This is a genomic window from Serratia sp. AR11 (assembly GCF_056376275.1).
Window position 1 is genome coordinate 2,089,378 of record NZ_CM150739.1, and the last position, 19,069, is coordinate 2,108,446.

At 54.2% G+C, this 19,069-nt stretch carries 20 protein-coding genes and 3 tRNA genes; 15 read left to right on the plus strand and 8 right to left on the minus strand.

The annotated features are described in order from the left end of the window. Nucleotides 1-11: 11 nt before the first annotated feature. From ACSOSI_RS09870 to ACSOSI_RS09885, 4 genes are all read right to left on the minus strand, one after another. Nucleotides 12-1,577: an APC family permease gene (locus ACSOSI_RS09870; protein ID WP_012006261.1), complete on the minus strand. Its 1,566-nt coding sequence runs from the start codon at nucleotides 1,575-1,577 to the stop codon at nucleotides 12-14. Nucleotides 1,578-1,621: 44 nt separating this feature from the next. Next, nucleotides 1,622-3,232, minus strand: coding sequence for an aldehyde dehydrogenase (NADP(+)) (locus tag ACSOSI_RS09875; protein WP_476706993.1), 1,611 nt, complete (start codon nucleotides 3,230-3,232; stop codon nucleotides 1,622-1,624). A 57-nt stretch (nucleotides 3,233-3,289) separates the two neighbouring features. Next, nucleotides 3,290-4,210: a dihydrodipicolinate synthase family protein gene (locus ACSOSI_RS09880; protein ID WP_017892368.1), complete on the minus strand. Its 921-nt coding sequence runs from the start codon at nucleotides 4,208-4,210 to the stop codon at nucleotides 3,290-3,292. Between the two features lie 208 nt (nucleotides 4,211-4,418). After that, nucleotides 4,419-5,264 (minus strand): AraC family transcriptional regulator, encoded by an 846-nt coding sequence (locus tag ACSOSI_RS09885; RefSeq protein WP_259188496.1) that lies wholly within the window; start codon nucleotides 5,262-5,264, stop codon nucleotides 4,419-4,421. Nucleotides 5,265-5,549: 285 nt separating this feature from the next. Between ACSOSI_RS09885 and ACSOSI_RS09890 the strand changes: the two genes are divergently transcribed. The 4 genes from ACSOSI_RS09890 to ACSOSI_RS09905 are packed head-to-tail and all read left to right on the plus strand — an operon-like array spanning nucleotide 5,550 to nucleotide 9,127. Beyond that, complete coding sequence (locus ACSOSI_RS09890; RefSeq protein ID WP_017892370.1) at nucleotides 5,550-6,497, plus strand: 4-hydroxyproline epimerase; 948 nt, start codon at nucleotides 5,550-5,552, stop codon at nucleotides 6,495-6,497. Continuing rightward, nucleotides 6,497-7,621 carry an NAD(P)/FAD-dependent oxidoreductase gene (locus ACSOSI_RS09895; protein WP_476706994.1) on the plus strand — a complete coding sequence of 375 codons (1,125 nt, stop codon included), beginning with the start codon at nucleotides 6,497-6,499 and terminating at the stop codon, nucleotides 7,619-7,621. Before ACSOSI_RS09890 ends, ACSOSI_RS09895 begins: the two co-directional genes overlap by 1 nt. Then, nucleotides 7,618-7,872, plus strand: a complete 255-nt coding sequence (locus ACSOSI_RS09900; protein WP_012006267.1) for a (2Fe-2S)-binding protein — start codon at nucleotides 7,618-7,620, stop codon at nucleotides 7,870-7,872. The genes ACSOSI_RS09895 and ACSOSI_RS09900 overlap by 4 nt, the downstream gene beginning before the upstream one ends. Continuing rightward, nucleotides 7,865-9,127 (plus strand): FAD-dependent oxidoreductase, encoded by a 1,263-nt coding sequence (locus ACSOSI_RS09905; protein ID WP_476706995.1) that lies wholly within the window; start codon nucleotides 7,865-7,867, stop codon nucleotides 9,125-9,127. The genes ACSOSI_RS09900 and ACSOSI_RS09905 overlap by 8 nt, the downstream gene beginning before the upstream one ends. A 97-nt stretch (nucleotides 9,128-9,224) precedes the next feature. On the opposite strand, the gene ACSOSI_RS09910 is transcribed toward ACSOSI_RS09905, so the two are convergent. Further along, nucleotides 9,225-9,581: a hypothetical protein gene (locus tag ACSOSI_RS09910; RefSeq protein ID WP_476706996.1), complete on the minus strand. Its 357-nt coding sequence runs from the start codon at nucleotides 9,579-9,581 to the stop codon at nucleotides 9,225-9,227. 419 nt (nucleotides 9,582-10,000) lie between these two features. Here ACSOSI_RS09910 and ACSOSI_RS09915 point away from each other — a divergent pair, with 419 nt between their 5' ends. Then, nucleotides 10,001-10,360: a hypothetical protein gene (locus tag ACSOSI_RS09915; RefSeq protein WP_476706997.1), complete on the plus strand. Its 360-nt coding sequence runs from the start codon at nucleotides 10,001-10,003 to the stop codon at nucleotides 10,358-10,360. Between the two features lie 231 nt (nucleotides 10,361-10,591). Next, nucleotides 10,592-11,023 carry a hypothetical protein gene (locus tag ACSOSI_RS09920; RefSeq protein WP_017892376.1) on the plus strand — a complete coding sequence of 144 codons (432 nt, stop codon included), beginning with the start codon at nucleotides 10,592-10,594 and terminating at the stop codon, nucleotides 11,021-11,023. 75 nt (nucleotides 11,024-11,098) lie between these two features. Here the strand turns inward: ACSOSI_RS09920 and ACSOSI_RS09925 are convergent, their stop codons facing one another. Further along, a complete protein-coding gene (locus ACSOSI_RS09925) occupies nucleotides 11,099-11,323 on the minus strand; it encodes a DUF2594 family protein (RefSeq protein ID WP_012006272.1) in 225 nt (74 codons plus the stop codon). Nucleotides 11,324-12,087: 764 nt separating this feature from the next. On the opposite strand from ACSOSI_RS09925, the gene uvrY reads away from it, so the two are divergent. The 8 genes from uvrY (at nucleotide 12,088) to ACSOSI_RS09965 (ending at nucleotide 16,441) form a co-directional block, all read left to right on the plus strand. After that, entirely contained in the window at nucleotides 12,088-12,744 is a 657-nt protein-coding gene (gene uvrY / locus ACSOSI_RS09930) for a UvrY/SirA/GacA family response regulator transcription factor (protein WP_012006273.1), read from the plus strand. After that, nucleotides 12,737-14,569, plus strand: a complete 1,833-nt coding sequence (gene uvrC / locus ACSOSI_RS09935; RefSeq protein ID WP_026142303.1) for an excinuclease ABC subunit UvrC — start codon at nucleotides 12,737-12,739, stop codon at nucleotides 14,567-14,569. The genes uvrY and uvrC overlap by 8 nt, the downstream gene beginning before the upstream one ends. A gap of 58 nt (nucleotides 14,570-14,627) precedes the next feature. Then, on the plus strand, nucleotides 14,628-15,176 hold the full coding sequence (gene pgsA, locus ACSOSI_RS09940) for a CDP-diacylglycerol--glycerol-3-phosphate 3-phosphatidyltransferase (RefSeq protein ID WP_115182791.1): 549 nt from the start codon (nucleotides 14,628-14,630) through the stop codon (nucleotides 15,174-15,176). A 145-nt stretch (nucleotides 15,177-15,321) separates the two neighbouring features. Continuing rightward, nucleotides 15,322-15,397: transfer RNA gene (locus ACSOSI_RS09945), tRNA-Gly, on the plus strand. Nucleotides 15,398-15,454: 57 nt separating this feature from the next. Continuing rightward, nucleotides 15,455-15,528: transfer RNA gene (locus ACSOSI_RS09950), tRNA-Cys, on the plus strand. A gap of 10 nt (nucleotides 15,529-15,538) precedes the next feature. Continuing rightward, nucleotides 15,539-15,624 (plus strand) — tRNA-Leu (locus ACSOSI_RS09955). 209 nt (nucleotides 15,625-15,833) lie between these two features. After that, the gene (locus tag ACSOSI_RS09960) at nucleotides 15,834-16,145 is read left to right on the plus strand and encodes a type II toxin-antitoxin system RelE/ParE family toxin (protein ID WP_012006276.1); all 312 of its coding nucleotides are present in this window, start codon (nucleotides 15,834-15,836) and stop codon (nucleotides 16,143-16,145) included. 2 nt (nucleotides 16,146-16,147) lie between these two features. Next, a complete protein-coding gene (locus ACSOSI_RS09965; protein ID WP_012006277.1) occupies nucleotides 16,148-16,441 on the plus strand; it encodes a helix-turn-helix domain-containing protein in 294 nt (97 codons plus the stop codon). A 302-nt stretch (nucleotides 16,442-16,743) separates the two neighbouring features. Here ACSOSI_RS09965 and ACSOSI_RS09970 read toward each other — a convergent pair whose 3' ends face one another. Continuing rightward, a complete protein-coding gene (locus tag ACSOSI_RS09970; RefSeq protein ID WP_012006278.1) occupies nucleotides 16,744-16,974 on the minus strand; it encodes a biofilm development regulator YmgB/AriR family protein in 231 nt (76 codons plus the stop codon). A 216-nt stretch (nucleotides 16,975-17,190) separates the two neighbouring features. Next, nucleotides 17,191-18,333 (minus strand): MurR/RpiR family transcriptional regulator, encoded by a 1,143-nt coding sequence (locus tag ACSOSI_RS09975; RefSeq protein ID WP_012006279.1) that lies wholly within the window; start codon nucleotides 18,331-18,333, stop codon nucleotides 17,191-17,193. A 403-nt stretch (nucleotides 18,334-18,736) separates the two neighbouring features. On the opposite strand from ACSOSI_RS09975, the gene ACSOSI_RS09980 reads away from it, so the two are divergent. Continuing rightward, entirely contained in the window at nucleotides 18,737-19,042 is a 306-nt protein-coding gene (locus ACSOSI_RS09980; protein WP_012006280.1) for a PTS sugar transporter subunit IIB, read from the plus strand. The last annotated feature ends 27 nt before the right edge of the window (nucleotides 19,043-19,069 follow it).

Consider the following 19,069-nt stretch of genomic DNA (forward strand, 5'->3'; position numbering starts at 1 on the left):
CTCCTTTACGGTTACTCTTCCTCATCACCGGCAAAATTTGCCTGAGGTAAACAGGTATAGGCGCCCCAGTAATAGATTGCCAACGCAATGACCGCCACCGTGAGGGTGTCCCACGGGTGACCAATAGCGTTGATGCCACCAAAGCTGCCGAGATAGGACGCGACAATAATCAGCGCATAGAAGGCTATCAGCCACAGCGACGACCAAATCTGTTGCTTCAGACTGACGGCGTGGGTTGGCACCTTGTTTTTGAACAGGATATAAACCACGAACATCAGGATCTGCAGGCCCAGCAGCCAGGAAACGGTGTTCCAGCCGGACCAATAGACAATCAGCGCCGAAATGATAAATGACACCGGACCGAGCACGCAGAAGCCGCGCACGAAGAAGGGGCGCGGCAGATCTGGCGCATTGCGGCGCAGACCGGCAGCAGTCACCGGCGCAATGGCGTAGCTCAGCACCAGCGCGGCGGAAACCACGCCGATCAACTTCTCCCAGGAGGGGAAGGGCAGCGTCCAGAAGATCGACAGCGCAAAGGTCAGCCACAGGGCAGGGCGCGGAATGCCGGACTCACCGTCGACGCGGGTAAAGATCTTAAAGAAAGTGCCTGCGCGAGCCCAGCCGTATATCACGCGTGGGGTGGCGTTCATGTAAATATTGCCGGTGCCGCTCGGTGAGATAATCGCATCGCTCACCACCAGAAACGCCAGCCAGCCCATCCCCAGGGTGATGGCGATATCACGGTAAGGCAGTGAGAATTGCTGACTGATACCGGCCCAGCCGCCGCTCAGCATCTCACTGGGAATACTGCCGAGGAAGGCCACCTGCAGCAGCACATAAATGATGGTGGACAGCACCACCGACAGGATCAGCGCGACAGGAATGGTACGCTGCGGATTTTGCACCTCGCTGGCGACCGAGATAATCGGCGTCAGGCCCAGATAGGCGAAGATAATCCCCCCGGCAGAAATGGCCGCTTCCACCCCGGCGGAGCCAAAGGGCGCAAACCCCTGGCTGTGCAGGTTTTCGGGTTTGAAGAAGCTGAACAGCACCACGATCACCAGCAGCGGTACCACAAATTTAATCACGCTGATCAGATTGTTGGATTTGGCAAAGGTTTTGACGCTGTAGTAATTCAGGGCGAAGAAAAAGCACAGCAGCAGGAGCTGGACCAGCCAACCGATTAGCGTTGGGTTGCCGGAGCCGGGCTGGCTCAGAAAAGGAAACCAGGCGGCGGCGTACTGGCGGGCCGCGACGATCTCAATCGATATCAGGCTGGAGAAGGCGATCAGGGTAATAAACCCCAGCAGATAACCCATCAGTTCGCCGTGGGAGAATACCGGGTAGCGGATAATGCCGCCGGCCCGGGGCAGTGCAGCACCCAGCTCGCAATAAACAATCCCGAGCAGCAGCACGGCCAACCCGCCGATCAGCCAGGAGTAAATGCCGGCGGGGCCGGCAATGGAGGAGACGTGGCTGGCGGCGAACAGCCAGCCGGAACCAAAGATTGCGCCCAGGCCGATAAACGTCAAATCGGTGAGCGTAAGCTGCTTCTTGAATTTGCCTTGGGTTGTCATGGGTTTACCCTTTTGTTATTAGGTGGCATGCAGATGCGGCCGGGCTAGTTGTTGGCAGGCGAGTGGATCGGATCTCGGGTGTAAATACCGTTCACCAGCCGTAACAGGCCCAGTGGATTACTGTCTTGTAACGCTGGCGGCAACAATGCGGCCGGGTAATTTTGCAAACAAACCGGGCGCAGGAAGCGTTCAATGGCCAGGGTACCGACCGAACTGCCGCGTGCATCGCTGGTGGCCGGATAAGGGCCGCCGTGTACCATGGCATCGCACACTTCGACTCCGGTTGGGTAGCCATTGAACAGCACCCGACCGGCCTTACGGGTCAGCAACTGCGCCAGCGGTTCGGCATCGGCCAGATCCTCTGGGTCGGTCAGCAGCGTGGCGGTCAGTTGGCCTTGCAAGCTTTCCAGTGCGGCGGTCAGTTGCTGGTGATTTTCCACCTCAGCCAAAATGGCTACCGGGCCAAACACTTCTTCCTGCAGCAAGGGATTGCCGCTGAGCAGTAAGCCGATATCGGCCTGATACAGTTGCGGTGCGGCTAAAAAAGGGTGTTCCTCGCGGCTGCCGGCCAGATGAAGAATGCCGTCGTGCTGATCCAGTGCTGCCAATCCGCTGCGGTAATGTGCCAGCGTGCCGGTATTGAGCATCGGTTGCGGGGCGGCGGCGTTCACCCGCTCGGTTAATTCACCGATAAACTGACTGAATGCTTCACCGCGTTGGCCGATGATCAGCCCCGGCTTGGTACAGAACTGGCCGCAACCCAGAGTGAATGAGGCCACCAGCTCGCGTGCGATCTGCTGCCCACGTTGGGCTAAGGCCTGCGGCATGATGATCAGCGGGTTGATGCTCGACATCTCGGCAAAAACCGGGATAGGCTGCGGACGGCGCATGGCCAGATCGAACAAGGCTCTGCCGCCGCGCAGCGAACCGGTAAAGCCCACCGCCTGAATGGCCGGGTGCTGTACCAGTTCCGCGCCGATGCGGTCGCCGTAAATCATGTTGAATACCCCGGCCGGGATCTGTTGCTGCTCTCTGGCCCGTTCAATCGCCTGTGCGGTCAGCTCGGCGGTGATCATGTGGCCGCTGTGCGCCTTGAATACCACCGGGCAGCCTGCGGCCAGGGCAGCGGCGGTATCACCGCCTGCGGTAGAGAAGGCCAACGGGAAATTGCTGGCACCAAACACCGCCACCGGCCCGAGCGCCGTGCGGTATTGGCGCAGATCCGGACGCGGCAGCGGTGTGCGCTGCGGCAAGGCGCAGTCTATGCGTACGCCGTGCACATCACCACGGCGCAACAGGCTGGCAAATAACCGCATCTGGCCACTGGTTCTGGCGCGTTCACCGCTCAGACGAGCTAATGGCAGAGCGGTTTCCTGAATGGCGTAGTTAAAAAATTCCTCATCCAGTGCATCCAACTGCCCGGCAATCGCCTCAAGGAAGTCAGCCCGCCGTTCGGCACTGAGTTGTGAATAGGCGGCGAAGGCCTGTGCGGCGGCATCGGCGGCGGCGGCGGTTTCTGCGATGCTGGCCGAGAAAAAACGGTGGCCGGTTGGCTGGCCGTTATCGGCACGCAGGCTGACCAGTTCGGCCTCACCGCTGGCGCGGCGTTGACCGCCGATAAACTGTTGACCACGGATGGTATAAGCGTTGGACATGGGTTCCCCCGGTTGGCTGGTGTTCAGGCCCGGCAGGCGGCCGGGCGAGAGTGGCAATTACAGGCCGACGTCCGGCAATTCAGGGCGGTTTGCCAGCGCTTTTTTAACTACGGCGGTGACTTCTGCCAGGGTATCGCCCTGTAATGCCAGGCGTGGCGGACGGGTAATGGCGCTGCCGCGGCCGACCAACTCTTCACACAGCTTGATGCATTGCACCAGATCCGGACGAGCGTCCAGATGCAGCAACGGCATAAACCAGCTATACAGCGCCAGGGCTTCCTCAAAGCGTTTTTGCTTCGCCAGACGGAACAGCGTTTCCCCTTCACGCGGGAAGGCGTTGGACATGCCGGAGATCCAGCCTTCGGCACCGACGGCGATACTTTCCAGCACCACATCATCAAGCCCGGCGAACAGCACAAAGCGATCGCCCACTTCGTTGCGCAGATCGATAAAGCGGCGGGTGTCGCCGGAGGAGTCTTTGAAGCACACGATATTTTCGCAATCAACCAAGGACGTCAGGATGTCGGGCGTCACATCGTTTTTGTAAATTGGCGGGTTGTTGTAGACCATGATCGGCAGATCGGTGGCACCGGCAACGCTGCGAAAGTGGGCGGCGGTTTCATGGGGTTTGGCGGAGTAGACCAGCGCAGGCATGACCATGATGCCGTCGACGCCGACCTTTTGCGCTTCTTGCGCCATGTTGCGAGCAAAGGCCGTAGTGAATTCGGCAATTCCGGCAATCACCGGTACTTTGCCTTGTGCCGCATCGCGTGCCACTTCAATCACCGACAATTTTTCCTGAACGGTCATCGAGGTGTTTTCGCCCACGGTGCCACACACCACCAGGCCAGAAACACCGTCTTTGACCAGGTTTTTTATCACCGTATGGGTGGCATCGAGATCCAGAGAGAAATCGCTACGAAACTGAGTGCTGACCGCCGGGAACACGCCGCTCCAGCTAATGGCTTTATGGCTCATAGTGTTTATCCTGTCGTCCAAGTTTGTTAATCAATGGTGAATTATTGGTAAAATCCAATCACAGATTGACCTGTATTGTCCGCAGGGGCTTGACGGTTTTCTCCGAATGCCATGACGAAATTGGCACAGTGGCGCAGAGTATCAGGCAAGCAAAAACCTGGCCGTCAAAGCGCCAAAGATAAACTTCTTTATGCAATAAATCAGTGTGTTATGGCGTGATGCTAATGCGGAAGTCACGTGGCGTAGAGCCGGTCATGGCTTTGAATTGGCGGCTGAATGCGCTGTGATCGGTGTAACCGCACTGCAGGGCGATGTCGGTTATGGGTAAATCGCCGGCCAGCAGTTCGGTGGCTTTTTCCAGCCTCACCTTGTGGATCATCTGGCGTGGTGTGAGGTGGAAAATACGTTTGCAGTAGCGCTCTATCTGCGCCACGGAAAGGGCGGTGAGGGCGGTTAATTCCTCGAGGGCAATAGGTCGGGCGTAGTGCTGACGGATATAGACGTCGATCGCCGCCAGTCGCTGATAGGCAGGATGGTTCGCTTTGGCCTCCTGCAGATCGTGCGAGATGCCCGCCATACCGATGATCTTGCCCTGAACGTCATAGAGCGCCAGTTTTTGTGTCAGGCACCAGCCGGTCTCTCGCCCACTGTACAGGTGCATTTCCAGTTGGTCCTGAATCAATGCTCCCTGCTGCAGTACACGCAGATCCTGTTCGGTATAACCCGAGCCAAGCTGGGCCGGAAACACCTCCGCCGAGGTTTTTCCCAGCAGCGGCGTGACGGTTTTAAAGCCGCAGCGCTTGGCCAACGTCAGGTTGGCCAGCAGGTAACGTGCTTGCAGATCCTTGATAAAAAACACCACGTTGGGAATAGCATTGAGCAGCGGGGCGATCAGAGCCAGAGAGTTGAGCAGGTCGTGCAGGGTGTTCGGGCGCTGTTGTGCCAGGCCATCGCACCAGCGTGACAGTTGTTCAACGGCAAAAATGTCCTGTTCCGGCTCCTCGATAACCGGCCGGGAGGCCGTAACAAGCTGATGATCCTGGGCTAATCGCATGGCAATACCTTTTCCCACTGGGTGGCACTGAATCTGAGGTGGCCGGACCGGCCGTTTGGCAAGCGCCTCATCAATATTAACTTTCTTATAACTTTTCAAGCGTAGCTGCCAATTATGCGGATCACCGCATACTTTTGCTCGCCGGGTTGTCTCGATCCGGCTAAAGCCTGCCCAGGGGATTGTGCTGATTTCGGCATTTGCCACGCCGAAATGCATCAAGCCGCCGTCAGCAGATTCGGTCAGTCTAGCTCCATCGGTAACATTTCATTAACCCAGGAGACTCCGATGGCACTTTCTTCGCACTTCACCGCGCTGCGGGCGATCGATTCCCATACCGCCGGGGAACCCACCCGACTGATTGTCGAAGGATTCCCCGATTTGGGCACTGGCAGTATGGCGGAACGCAAGGCGCTGTTTGCTCAACAATATGACGACTGGCGCAGCGCCATCATTCTGGAGCCTCGCGGTAACGACGTGCTGGTGGGAGCCTTACTGTGCCAGCCCTGCTCACCGCAGGCCGCCGCCGGGGTGATTTTTTTCAACAACAGCGGCTATTTGGGCATGTGTGGCCATGGCACCATCGGTCTGGTGGCCTCACTGGCCTATCTGGGGAAAATCGGCGTCGGTGAGCACCTGATCGAAACCCCGGTGGGCACGGTGAACGCCACCTTGCATCAGGATGGCAGCGTGACGGTGGAAAACGTACCGGCCTATCGTTATCGTCGGCAGGTCAGGGTTGAGGTCAACGGCTACGGGCCGGTGGTGGGCGATATTGCCTGGGGCGGTAACTGGTTTTTTCTGATCGGCGAACATCATCTGGCGATCAATACGCAAAATCTGGATGCGCTGACCGCCTTTAGCTGGGCGGTGCGTCAGGCGCTTGAGGGCGCAGGGATATATGGCGAAGACGGCGGCGTTATCGACCATATCGAGCTGTTTGCCGCCGACCCGCAGGCCGACAGCCGCAACTTTGTGCTGTGCCCCGGCAAGGCTTACGATCGATCGCCCTGCGGCACCGGGACCAGCGCCAAACTGGCCTGTCTGGCGGCCGACGGCAAACTGCAGCCGGGTGAGATTTGGCACCAGGCGAGCGTGATTGGCAGTCAGTTCAGCGGCTATTACCAGCGCAGTGGCGATCGCGTGACGCCGTTTATTCGTGGGCAAGCTTACGTTTGCGCCGACAGCCAACTGCTGCTGGATGAGCGCGATCCCTTCGTTTGGGGGATCCGCTGATGATTGCCGGCAGGCGGGCGGATGCGATTGTGGTGGGGGCCGGCATTATCGGCGCTGCCTGCGCCTGGCGGCTGGCGCAGCAAGGATTACAAGTTTTGCTGGTGGACAACCAGCGTGCCGGTGCAACGGCGGCCGGTATGGGCCACCTGGTGTGCATGGACGATAATCCTGCCGAACTGGCGTTAAGCGCCTATTCATTGCAACTTTGGCGCAGTCTGGTGGCGCGTCTGCCGGAAAGCTGCGCCTGGCGTGGCTGCGGTACGCTGTGGCTGGCGGAGCGGGACGACGAAATGGCGATTGCCGAAGCGAAGCGGCAACGCATGGCAGAGTACGGTGTGACGAGCGAAGCATTGAGCGCCGCGCAGGTTGCTGTTCTTGAACCCATGCTGCGGCCCGGTCTGGCCGGTGGTTTACGCGTGCCGGGGGACGGCATTGTTTATGCGCCCAACGTTGCCCGCTGGTTAGTGGCTGACGCCGGACCGGCGGTCAGGGTCATTGTGGGTGAAGCCGTCGCGCTGGAACAGCAGGCGCTGGTGCTGACGAGCGGCGAACGTTTAACCGCACCGGCGGTGGTGCTGGCCTGTGGTCTGCAGGCCGACAGGTTGCTGGAGCAACCCTTGTTACGTGCCAAAAAAGGGCATCTGGCGATCACCGATCGCTACCCGCTACGGGTGCACCACCAATTGGTTGAGTTGGGTTATGGTGCCAGCGCACACGCCAGCGACGGCACTTCGGTGGCGTTTAACGTTCAGGCTCGTCCAACCGGTCAGCTGTTGATTGGCTCCTCCCGCCAGTTTGACGCCCCAGACAGCACTATCGACATGCCGTTACTGGCCGCCATGCTGACACGCGCCACCACCTTTCTTCCTGCCCTGGCACAGATGAACATTATCCGCTGCTGGACCGGCCTGCGCGCCGCCTCCGCCGACGGTCTGCCGCTACTCGGGCCACATCCCCAACATCGCTGGTTATGGCTGGCATTGGGGCATGAGGGGCTGGGGGTTACCACCGCGCTGGGAAGCGCCGCGTTGATTGCCGCGCAGATCCATAATCATCGACCGGAGATTGATGATACCCCTTACCTGGCTGCACGGATGTTCCCTAAGGAGGCGTTGCCGGTATGAAACAAAACCTGCTGACGTTGACCCTCAACGGTGAAAGTCTCTGCGTACCCGAAGGACTTAGCGTCGCCGCAGTGCTCAGCCTGAGCGGGCTGGATAGCTGCCGCATCTCGGTCACGGGGCAACCCCGCGCCGCGTTTTGCGGTATGGGCATTTGCCAGGAGTGCCGGGTGACGGTGAATGGCCTGCGGCGGCTGGCGTGTCAGACTCTGTGCCAGCCTGGAATGCGTATTGAGAGGACAGAAAATGAGTGATCTCGCGTGCGATGTGCTGATTATTGGTGCGGGTCCGGCAGGGTTGGCGGCAGCCCGTGCAGCGGCGCAGAGTGGCCAGTCCGTGTTGGTGCTTGACGATAACCTGCGTCCCGGCGGGCAGATCTGGCGTGACGGGCCGAACGTGGCGTTGCCGAGCCTGGCACAGCAATTCCGACAGGCGGTAGGGGCGCTGAATAATGTGACGCTGCTTAACGGCGTGAAGATTGTGGCCCAGTGCGGGCCGCAGAAAATTCTCTATGAAGATGCGGCGGGCTGCGGGATTGTGGATTATCAAGCGTTGATCCTGTGCTGTGGTGCCCGTGAACTTTTGTTGCCGTTTCCCGGCTGGACCCTGCCCGGAGTCACCGGTGCCGGTGGGCTGCAGGCGCAGATTAAGCAGGGGTTGTCTATTAAAGGGGAGCGGGTGGCGATTGCCGGGAGTGGGCCATTGTTGTTGGCCGTTGCTGCCAGCGTGGTTAAAGCCGGTGGCGAAGTGGTGATGCTGGCGGAACAGGCCCCCGCTGCTCGGCTGGCGGCTTTTGCCGGTGGATTGTGGCGTTGGCCGGTGAAGTTACGTCAATCCTTTAGCCTGCTTAACCGGCATTATCGTCCTGACAGCTACGTGTTGGAGGCGTCAGGTGACCCGCGGCTGACGGCGATCAGGATGCAAAAAGGGCGGCGTGAAGTAACCTTAGAGTGCGATCGTCTGGCCTGTGGGTTTGGGTTGATGGCGAATATCGAACTGGCGATGTTGCTGGGGTGCCGTATCCAAAATGATGCGGTTGACGTGGATACTCACCAGCAAACCAGTCAGCCGCAGGTTTATGCTGCCGGTGAATGTACCGGGATCGGCGGCAGCGAGTTGGCGCTGGCTGAGGGGGCGATTGCCGGTTATGCCGCCACCGGCAACCTGATGCAGGTACAGGCATTAACGGCGCAACGTGACAAGTGGCGGCAATTTGCCGGCGCGGTAGCGCGAACCTTTGTGCTTAACCCGGTGCTGAAAACGCTGGCGACACCGGAAACGCTATTGTGTCGTTGTGAGGATGTGCCGCTGCATCAGTTAAGTGGATCAGCTGATTGGACTGCCGCCAAGTTGAGCAGCCGCTGTGGTATGGGCGCTTGCCAGGGCAAGATTTGTGCGGCGGCAGCGCGCCATTTGTTCGACTGGTCACTGCCCGCCCCACGGATACCTTTAACGCCAGCCAGGGCGGCCACCCTGGCCCGGTTGGGAGGTGGCGAGAGCGAGGGATAAGCCCGTAACACTCAGACATGCCGCACGGTGATGATGAATAATCCCCGGCGGCAAACTGTGTCAGTTGAGCCAAGTGTCAATCTTGCTGGCGCTGAAACTACTGTGGCCAGTAATAGGTTTTCTCATGCCAGCCTTTGCCATACATACAAGATTCGATAGTCGCCGCTCGTGCCCCTTCATTGCGATCGTTTTGCACCGTTTTAAACGACGGTTGTTTATCGTAACGGTAGCCTTTCGGGCAGTCTTTTTTGTCTTTCTCGCAGCTGTGGTATTGGTTCTCGTAGCTGAACTCAAAGTCGCGGACGACATCGGGTGGAAAACGCTCGTATCCCCGTCCCTTGCATTCTGCATACTCCGCCTCGCGGGTGGCGTTGCCGGCGCCGGCTCGTTCCCATTGGGTACAGGCGGTCAATGTTACTAATGGTAATAAAATCAAAACTCTATACTTCTTCATGGTATCCCTGACTCTTCCTTTCGTCCTATATGTATGCACACGCTAAGAATCTTCTTAGGTGGAGCCTGAGTGTAATAAACTGCTGTTAAAATTGGAAATGATAATGGTTATTGTTTAGATGAGGTTGAGGTGAGGCTGGCGGTCATGTGTGAGGAATAGGCCTTGCTGATAAGTAGAATAATACTTATTGGTTATAATATTCATGCTAAGGTTTTTCTGTGTTTGTTTTTTGTTTATTTATTAAGATATTTACCTAAGGATTTATTCTTATTATTGGCTATATAAGGATATTTATACTCTGTGGAATTAAACCAGGTATGTTTATATTGCTTTTTATAAATACTCACAATTAAAACCATTATTGAATTTGCCGGGAATGCGATTGCAATTCAGGTGTAAATTTTTTAGATTCAGGATCGATGAATGACAGTCATGATGATGAAGACATTAAAGGGAGTTATATTTTGGCGAATAAACCTGAAACACCTGAAAATAATGGCGATTTACCTTCATTATCAGAGGATTGTGATCGGCTGAGAAATCTTTCTGATGTCGGTGATACATTTGGTTATGGCCGTACTCGCTTCTATCAATGGTGCCGTGGCCGCGGTTTTCTTACCCTGATGAATGCACCCTCTACGGAGATGATTAACGCCGGTTATATGGTGACTACGCTGTCAGAAAACGGTTACTCGCGGGTCTATGTGACGAAAGATGGTTTTAACTATGTGGGTAACGCCTTTCGCGATGACATACAAAAACGCATGGTAAAAATTTAAGGGAAACCATAAAAATCTCATTCTTTTCAATATACTAACTACAGAATATTCTTATTGCTGCGGGCTGTCCTGCCCTGCAGCAATAGCGTCGGCAGAGATAGGAATTTTCCTGACCTGATTTTCCTCTCCCCACTGGAAGTTATCTTATTTTTCTATTGGTGATGTCCCGGCGCTACAGCCAGCGGCTATTCTCTTGCTAGTATGAGGGTTGGTTTATTTCAGGAGCTCAGGATGAAGCATTACGCCGCGTTACTTGTTACCACCGTGCTGTTGTCTGGTTGTGCTACTCAGGCCGTTCCGTTGCAGCAGGCTGAATCAGCGCCGCCCAGCCGGTTGATGCTTTATCAGAATGTGCCACAAACGCCATTTGCCACCATAGTGGTGGTCCGCGACAGCGGGATGCTGGCGGGAAGTTGCCGGACTGGGGTATATATCAACGGCGAGTTCGCCGCCTCGCTGGCATCCAAAGAGAAGGCCGAGTTTCGGGTGCCGGTAGGCAATAACGAAATCAGTATTGGGCAGGATATGATCGAAAACAGCCTGTGCATCTGGCGTGATACCAGCGGGCGACTGCCAATGACGCTACGCGCCGGTGAGAGCCGCTATTTCCGCGTTGCCGGCGATATGCAGCGTGGGTTTGTATTGCAGGCCGGTAAGCCTTAAGCCTGGCGGGGGGCTATCAGCGACGCAGCCACCATTCTCCTGGAGGGAATGGTGGCCGGCGATAAGGGCGACAGACTATTGACGGTAAGCGTGCTTAATCTGTTGGATGCTGTTTTTAAAAATCTCGGCCTGGCTCGGGTCTTCAATCTGCGCGATAAAGCGCTCCATGTTGATAATGACTTTCCCGGCATCGGCCTGACCGATCGATTTCAGGATCAGCGTCAGCGTGGCTTTAAGGCAGGCAACTTCTGTTGCCAGCGTTTCCGGGTTTGCAGACGTAGTGAAATCAACGTTGCTCATTTTCTCTCCTGATTTTTGAGGCCGAAGCCTGAAACAAAGTGCATTTTGATGCGCACCCACACCGATTTCATTCACTCGAATCTGCAGATGCGTATTTAACTGGGCGCGGAGTATAGCATAGCATGCAGGTATCCATCTTCACTGATAGCGCTGTCGCAGTGTCCGTACCATTAGCTGAGGTCAGTTCCAGGGTTTAAGCAACTTCACATTATAGTGCATACTCACTATTGATGAATTAATCGGCTTGCTGAACAATACCGCCAAGTTATTTTTTTTGAGTTAATAAGTATTTGTCTGGCAGGTTATTGTTAACTTGTTCCTGTTATTTAAATGATCAACATTAGTCTCTTGCCTGACGTTGGCTTGGCATGGATTGAATAATTTCTTTTGCAATGAATTTCACCATGTGAGATAAAGACAATCTTGCCATTTTGTTTGGTTTCAATGAATTACAAGCCGGTCATGCTGGTGTTGATATTATTTGTGTTGCGATTGCTTACACTGATTTTACCTGCGGTTTAGGTTAGACGCACTATCATGAGAGCAGAGGTCTGCATTGTAATATTCACATCGTCGGTTTTTATCGACAAACAACGGTTTTATCGGGCAGCGTTGGGTGACTAAAATTCAAAAATCTGGCCCATTGCGCAAAGTTAATCGGGAGTAAGTATTAATCTGTGTTCATTCTTGGCTGAAAAACAAGTAATATCTCTGCCTATAACAGAGGCTGATTGCGTTACTCCCTTCTTTTTGGAGATTTTTCCTTGATTAGCGTTCTTCTTGTTGATGACCACGAACTGGTGCGCGCAGGGATACGACGCATTCTTGAAGATATCAAAGGTATAAAAGTTGTCGGGGAGGCCCAATGCGGTGAAGACGCCGTGAAATGGTGCCGTGGCAATGCTGTAGATATCGTTCTTATGGATATGAACATGCCGGGTATTGGCGGGCTGGAAGCCACGCGCAAAATTGTACGTTATGCGCCCGACGTTAAAGTCATCATGCTGACTATCCATACTGAAAACCCATTGCCGGCCAAGGTGATGCAGGCGGGTGCTGCAGGTTATCTGAGCAAGGGCGCGGCGCCACAGGATGTGGTGAATGCCATTCGCGCCGTGCAGGCCGGGCAGCGCTATATCGCGTCCGATATTGCCCAACAGATGGCATTGAGCCAATTGGAGCCGCAGACGGAAACGCCGTTTAGCTGCCTGTCTGAGCGCGAGCTGCAGATTATGCTGATGATCACCAAAGGCAAAAAGGTTAACGAGATCTCGGAACAACTGAGTCTCAGCCCCAAAACGGTGAACAGTTATCGTTACCGCATGTTCAGCAAGCTGAATATCAGCGGTGATGTTGAATTGACACACCTGGCTATCCGACACGGATTGTTCAATGCGGAGACTTTGTTAAGCAGTGAGTGACCGTTTTGATGCCAAAGCATTTCTAAGCACTGTAACCAGCCAGCCTGGCGTCTACCGCATGTACGACGCTACTGGCACGGTTATCTACGTCGGTAAAGCCAAGGATCTGAAAAAACGCCTCGCCAGTTACTTCCGCCAGCAGGTGGGAAGCCGTAAAACTGAGACGCTGGTTAAAAATATCGCGCAAATAGACGTTACTGTTACGCACACCGAAACAGAAGCGCTATTACTGGAACATAACTACATAAAGTTATACCAGCCGCGATATAATGTTCTTTTGCGAGACGATAAATCTTATCCGCTGATCTTCCTCAGTGCGGACAGTCACCCGCGGCTGGCCGTGCATCGTGGTGCCAAACATGCCAAGGGGGAATACTTCGGTCCATTCCCAAATTCCTATGCCGTGCGTGAGACGCTGGCGCTGCTGCAGAAACTGTTCCCGATACGTCAGTGCGAGAACAGCGTATACCGCAACCGCTCGCGCCCTTGTTTGCAGTACCAGATCGGCCGTTGCCTGGGGCCTTGTGTCGCCGGGCTGGTGAGTGAAGACGAATATCGTCAGCAGGTGGACTATGTGCGCCTGTTCCTGTCTGGTAAGGATCAACAGGTACTGCATCAGTTGATCGAAAGGATGGAAACCGCCAGCAAGGCATTGAACTTTGAAGAGGCAGCGCGGATACGCGATCAGATCCAGGCGGTACGCAGGGTGACTGAGCGTCAGTTCGTGTCCGGTAACAGCGACGATCTGGATGTGATCGGCGTGGCATTCGAGGCCGGCATGGCCTGTCTGCACGTCCTGTTTATTCGCCAGGGTAAAGTGTTGGGTAGCCGCAGCTACTTCCCCAAAGTGCCAGGCGGCACCGAAATGAGTGAAGTGGTGCAGACGTTTGTCGGCCAGTTCTATTTACAGGGTAGCCAGATGCGAACCTTGCCGGCGGAAATCCTGTTGGATTTCACTTTGCCGGAAAAAGAGCTGCTGGCAGAGTCGTTGTCTGAGCTGGCCGGTCGAAAAATCCAGATCCAGAGTAAACCGCGAGGCGACCGTGCACGTTACCTTAAACTGGCGCGTACCAATGCGGCGACCGCTCTGACCACCAAGCTTTCCCAGCAGTCGACCATTCATCAGCGACTGGCCGAATTAACCAAGGTGCTGAATCTTTCCGAGATTAACCGCATGGAATGCTTCGACATCAGCCATACCATGGGCGAGCAAACCGTCGCTTCCTGCGTGGTGTTTGACGCTAATGGGCCGCTGCGTTCCGAGTATCGGCGCTATAATATCACCGGCATTACGCCAGGGGATGACTATGCGGCGATGGCGCAAGTGTTGAAACGCCGCTATGGTAAGGCTCTGGAAGAGAAAAAAATCCCCGACGTTATCTTTATTGATGGCGGTAAGGGGCAGCTTGGTATGGCGATTGACGTGTTTAACTCGCTGAATGTGAGCTGGGATAAAAACAAGCCCTTGCTGATCGGTATCGCCAAAGGCGCTGACCGTAAAGCCGGGTTGGAAACACTGTTCTTTGTTCCTGAAGGTGAGGGGATTGCTTTACCATCGGATTCACCGGCGCTGCATGTGATCCAGCACATCCGCGATGATTCGCATAACCACGCGATCACCGGGCATCGGCAGAGAAGGGCAAAAGTAAGAAATACCAGCGCGTTGGAACTGATCGACGGCGTTGGGCCAAAACGGCGACAGGTGCTGTTGAAGTATATGGGTGGACTTCAACCATTATTGAACGCCAGCGTTGAGGAAATTGCAAAAGTGCCGGGTATTTCACAAGCATTGGCAGAAAAGATCTACAATGCATTGAAACACTGAGGGCAATGTAGCAACATACTCTTAATTCCCACTCCAGCCAGATAGTTACCCTAGCATTATGCAATTGAATATACCGACTTGGCTTACTCTGTTTCGCGTAGTTCTGATCCCATTCTTTGTTCTGGCATTTTATCTGCCGTTCACCTGGGCTCCGATGGTTTGTGCCGTCATCTTTGTGTTTGCTGCCATAACCGACTGGTTTGATGGTTTCCTCGCCCGTCGCTGGAAGCAAACTACCCGTTTCGGGGCCTTCCTCGACCCGGTTGCGGACAAGGTGATGGTCGCGGTGGCACTGGTGCTGGTGGCTGAACACTACCACGCTTGGTGGATCACGCTACCGGCGGCGACCATGATTGCTCGTGAAATTATCATCTCGTCACTGCGTGAGTGGATGGCGGAGATTGGTAAGCGCAGCAGTGTCGCGGTGTCCTGGATTGGCAAGGTAAAAACCATGGCGCAAATGATGTCGCTGGTCGGCCTGCTGTGGCGCCCGGACCGTACCGTTGAGTATGTGTCCTTTGGTTTGTTGTACATCGCTGCGGTGCTGACTTTCTGGTCAATGTTCCAATATTTGAACGCTGCCCGCAAAGATTTGCTGGAACCCTGATCAAAGCGCTGCAAAAATCGTCAAACAAACGTAATGAGCCAACAATTTTATTGACTCATTACGTCAGGTAAGTAGAATGCATCGCATCAGACGGCAGCAGTGATTTGCCGAAAGATAGCAAAAAAATCAGTAAGTTCTGATTAATGCGGGAATAGCTCAGTTGGTAGAGCACGACCTTGCCAAGGTCGGGGTCGCGAGTTCGAGTCTCGTTTCCCGCTCCAAATTTGATAAAGCTGGTGTTTTACGAGCTTTAGCCTGAAAAAGGCAAACAGAATTTAGGCGCGTTAACAAAGCGGTTATGTAGCGGATTGCAAATCCGTCTAGTCCGGTTCGACTCCGGAACGCGCCTCCAATTTTCCCGAGCCCGGGTGGTGAAATCGGTAGACACAAGGGATTTAAAATCCCTCGGCTTATGGCTGTGCGGGTTCAAGTCCCGCCCCGGGTACCAGGAAAATAAATTCAAGAATAACAAGCAATAAGTAGTAATGTCGTGACCGCCGGAAGGCGGTTTTTTTGTGCCTGAAAAACGCCAAGTGGCAGCATGGTGGCAGCAAAGGTTTTCATCCTTCCCCGGTTCAACATCCAACTATGCGCCATTGACTTACACCGCACTGGTGATAATATGTGTTTACGGTATACGCCACTGACGCATATAAGATGATATTTATAGAAACCCCGATTTTTACAGAGGATGTTCTGACGCTACTCAGTGATGAAGAGTATCGAGAGTTTCAGCTTCATCTTGCCGAGAACCCAACCGCAGGTGATGTGATCAAAGAAACCGGCGGATTACGCAAGGTTCGTTGGGCTAGCGGCGGCAAAGGGAAGCGTGGCGGTGTGCGGGTCATTTATTATTATAAGTTGTCCGAATCTCAGATCCGCCTGTTGGTGATCTACAAAAAGGGCATTAAAGATGATTTGTCTGCGGATGAAAAACGCGCCCTTCGCGCATTGAATGAGAGGTGGTAACTATGGACGTTAAACTGTTCGATCGCTTGAAAGAAAGCATGACGCAAATGAATGAAATCATTGATGGGGAGCGCGTGCCGTCCCGTGAATTTAATGTCAGCGCCGTCCAAGTAAAAAATATCCGCCAGGCTACCGGTTTATCCCAGCCTGTTTTTGCCGCGCTGATTTCTGTCAGCGTGGGTACGCTTAAAAATTGGGAGCAGGGCAGACGGGAACCTACCGGCCCGGCCAAAGCGTTGCTGCGTGCGATTGAGCGAGATCCTCAGCATGTCCTGCCTGCGCTTTCTATTAAGTGACTTTATTTATCACACATTAACGCCCGCATTTGCGGGCGTTTTTGTTTGAGGCATTTAGCCAAATACTAATGCGGTTTGGCCGCTGCTTTGTGGGTGAGGCTGGACGGGATCTACTATTTGCGGTTGGGAAATCATTCGGATACCCGGCTGTTGAGCCGGGGCTGTACTTATCTATTCCTCCTCAAAGTCCTTACCCCACTAGTGGATGCCTGGTTCAGCGCTACAGTTCGCCACCCACATCAGGGCCACCACGGCGATGATAGAGATGATGGTGCATAGATCCGATTTTCGCATGCAGTTCCTTAGCGGCCAGTGACACCAATGACTTCGATTGCGGCCCTGTGCAGCTTTTGACAATGGTCATCGGGTTGTGTTTCGATCTCTTTGATCAGATAAGCGAGAATGCTTTGTTTGCTGATGGGCTTGTTGGCGGAGAGCACCTGAATAACGCCCTTGCCGAGCAGGCTGTAAATTTGTTCACGGTACGTCTCGATATCTTTATCGTTGAGACCGTAAAGGGAGTAATCGATCATGGAATTTTACCGCTGATGAAATTTAAAGTGCCAGCCGAAGCTGGCAGAGAAGCCATATAAAAATTAAAGTTGTGCAAATTTCACTTAGGTCACTATCTAAGTGGGATGTTAACGATAACGTAGTAAGAATATTCCTATCAATAGGGAGTGGCAATCTGGATGGCTAATTAGGAAAAACCTCAGGTGTTCGCCCTAGTTAAGGGTTGCTCTGTGGATTTAATCTTCCGCTTGCGCACCGAGGCTTTCTGGCAGCAACTGCGCCAGCAATAGGTCCAGCGTCAGCATCAGCCCGTAGCGTGCGGCACTCCCACCACTCAGGGGCAAGACCTTATCTGCCAGTGATGCCAGAGTGCTGCCTGCTGGGGCCAACGCGATACGATAAGCGCCAGTGGCGCCGGCCAGCCTGGCGGCATTGAGCAAGTCGGTATTTTCCCCACTCAGCGAGAGCAGTATCACACACTGTTGCGTACTCAGGGTGGAGGCCGTCATACGCATCAGTGCCGCATCCTGGCAGGCAAAAGCGGGATAGCCCAAACCCACCAGGCGTTGTTGCAGCTCGTTGACGTACAACCCCATGCTGTTTACGCCAAAGATATGCACGCTTTTGCACTGGCTTACCTGTTGGCTGGCGTCGATTAATGCCGAATGTTCTACCTGTTGCAGCTGTTGATGCAGTGTGGTTTCCACGTCGTTGACGCGTTGCAGCCACAAACGAGGTGGCCCATTGGGCGTCGTTTGGGCAGTCAAATAGCGTGATCCACTGACGCTGGCCTGTGCCAGCTTCATGCGCAGATCGCGAATATCATCACAACCTATGGTTTTGGCGAAACGGGTGATGGTCGCCGGGCTGACCCCTGCCTGACTGGCCAGCAGCTCTATGGTAGCGGAAGAGGCAAAGGCGATATCGTCCAAAATGGTCTGTGCAACCTTGGCTTCCTGCTGGCTGAGTTGGTTTTGCCGTGCGCGGATTTGATAGACGATGTCGCCAATATCTTCACAACCGATGGATTTGGCGAAGCGACTCAAAGTCGTGGGGCTGACACCGGGCAGTTTGCCGATACCGGCGGCGGAAGCGAAGGCGATATCCATGCCGCCCAGAACCGGTTGCGCCACGGCTGCCGGCGGGTTTACCGGCACAGGCTGAGTGCGCATCAACGAGATAAAGTCGTTAAGATCCTGACAACCAAGAGACTGGGCAAAATGCGCGACGATCTCGGTACTGACGCCGGCCCGTTCAGCCAACTGTTCAATAGTCGCGGTTGAAGTGAATCCGGGATTGTCCAGGATGGTTCGGGCAATTTTTGCCTCCTGCCGGTTGAACGGATCCTGACGGAATTGAATGTGATAAACGAGATCCATAACTGCAGTGTCCCTTCTGTTATGCCAACCGATGCCCGGTGCTTCAAACTAGCCTGTTTTTCGCACGCTATAAAGCCCTGACCGGCAGAATAAACCAATGAAAATAATTTTCAATGCGCTCTGTTGTAAAACACGACACTCACCACGGTGTTTATTCATTGTGTTTTTATCCTTTTGTTTTTAAAAGATTTAAAAATATTGTTGTTATTGGCAGACCAGGAATTAGATCGCAGATCACAGTGTTGAAAAAAATTTTCATGAGAATTTTATGTTAACTGATTGTTTTTAATTGATTAAGTAAAAAGCATAATCAAATCGTATGGTTCCTGGGTATTTACAAGCGTGTTACAGAGCTGTTTTATATTTGAACAGCCGTGGTGGCTAACAACCGGGACACTGAAAAATGCAAACAATCGTCTTATGCTGCGCCGCAGGAATGTCGACCAGCATGTTGGTACAAAAAATGAAAAACGAAGCGCAAAAACGGGCGCTGGATATCGAGATCGAAGCCGTTCCGGTGGCCGATTTTGAACGCATCCTGGGGCGGGCAGACATTGTCCTGCTGGGGCCGCAGGTGAAATATGAACATGCGCGGCTGGCCGAACTGGCTGCACCATTGGGAAAAGCCGTGGCGGTTATCGACATGATGGATTACGGCACCATGCGCGGCGATAAGGTGCTGGACAAGGCGCTTAGCCTGCTGGCCTGATAACACTCTGGGGACGCCGTTCCCCAT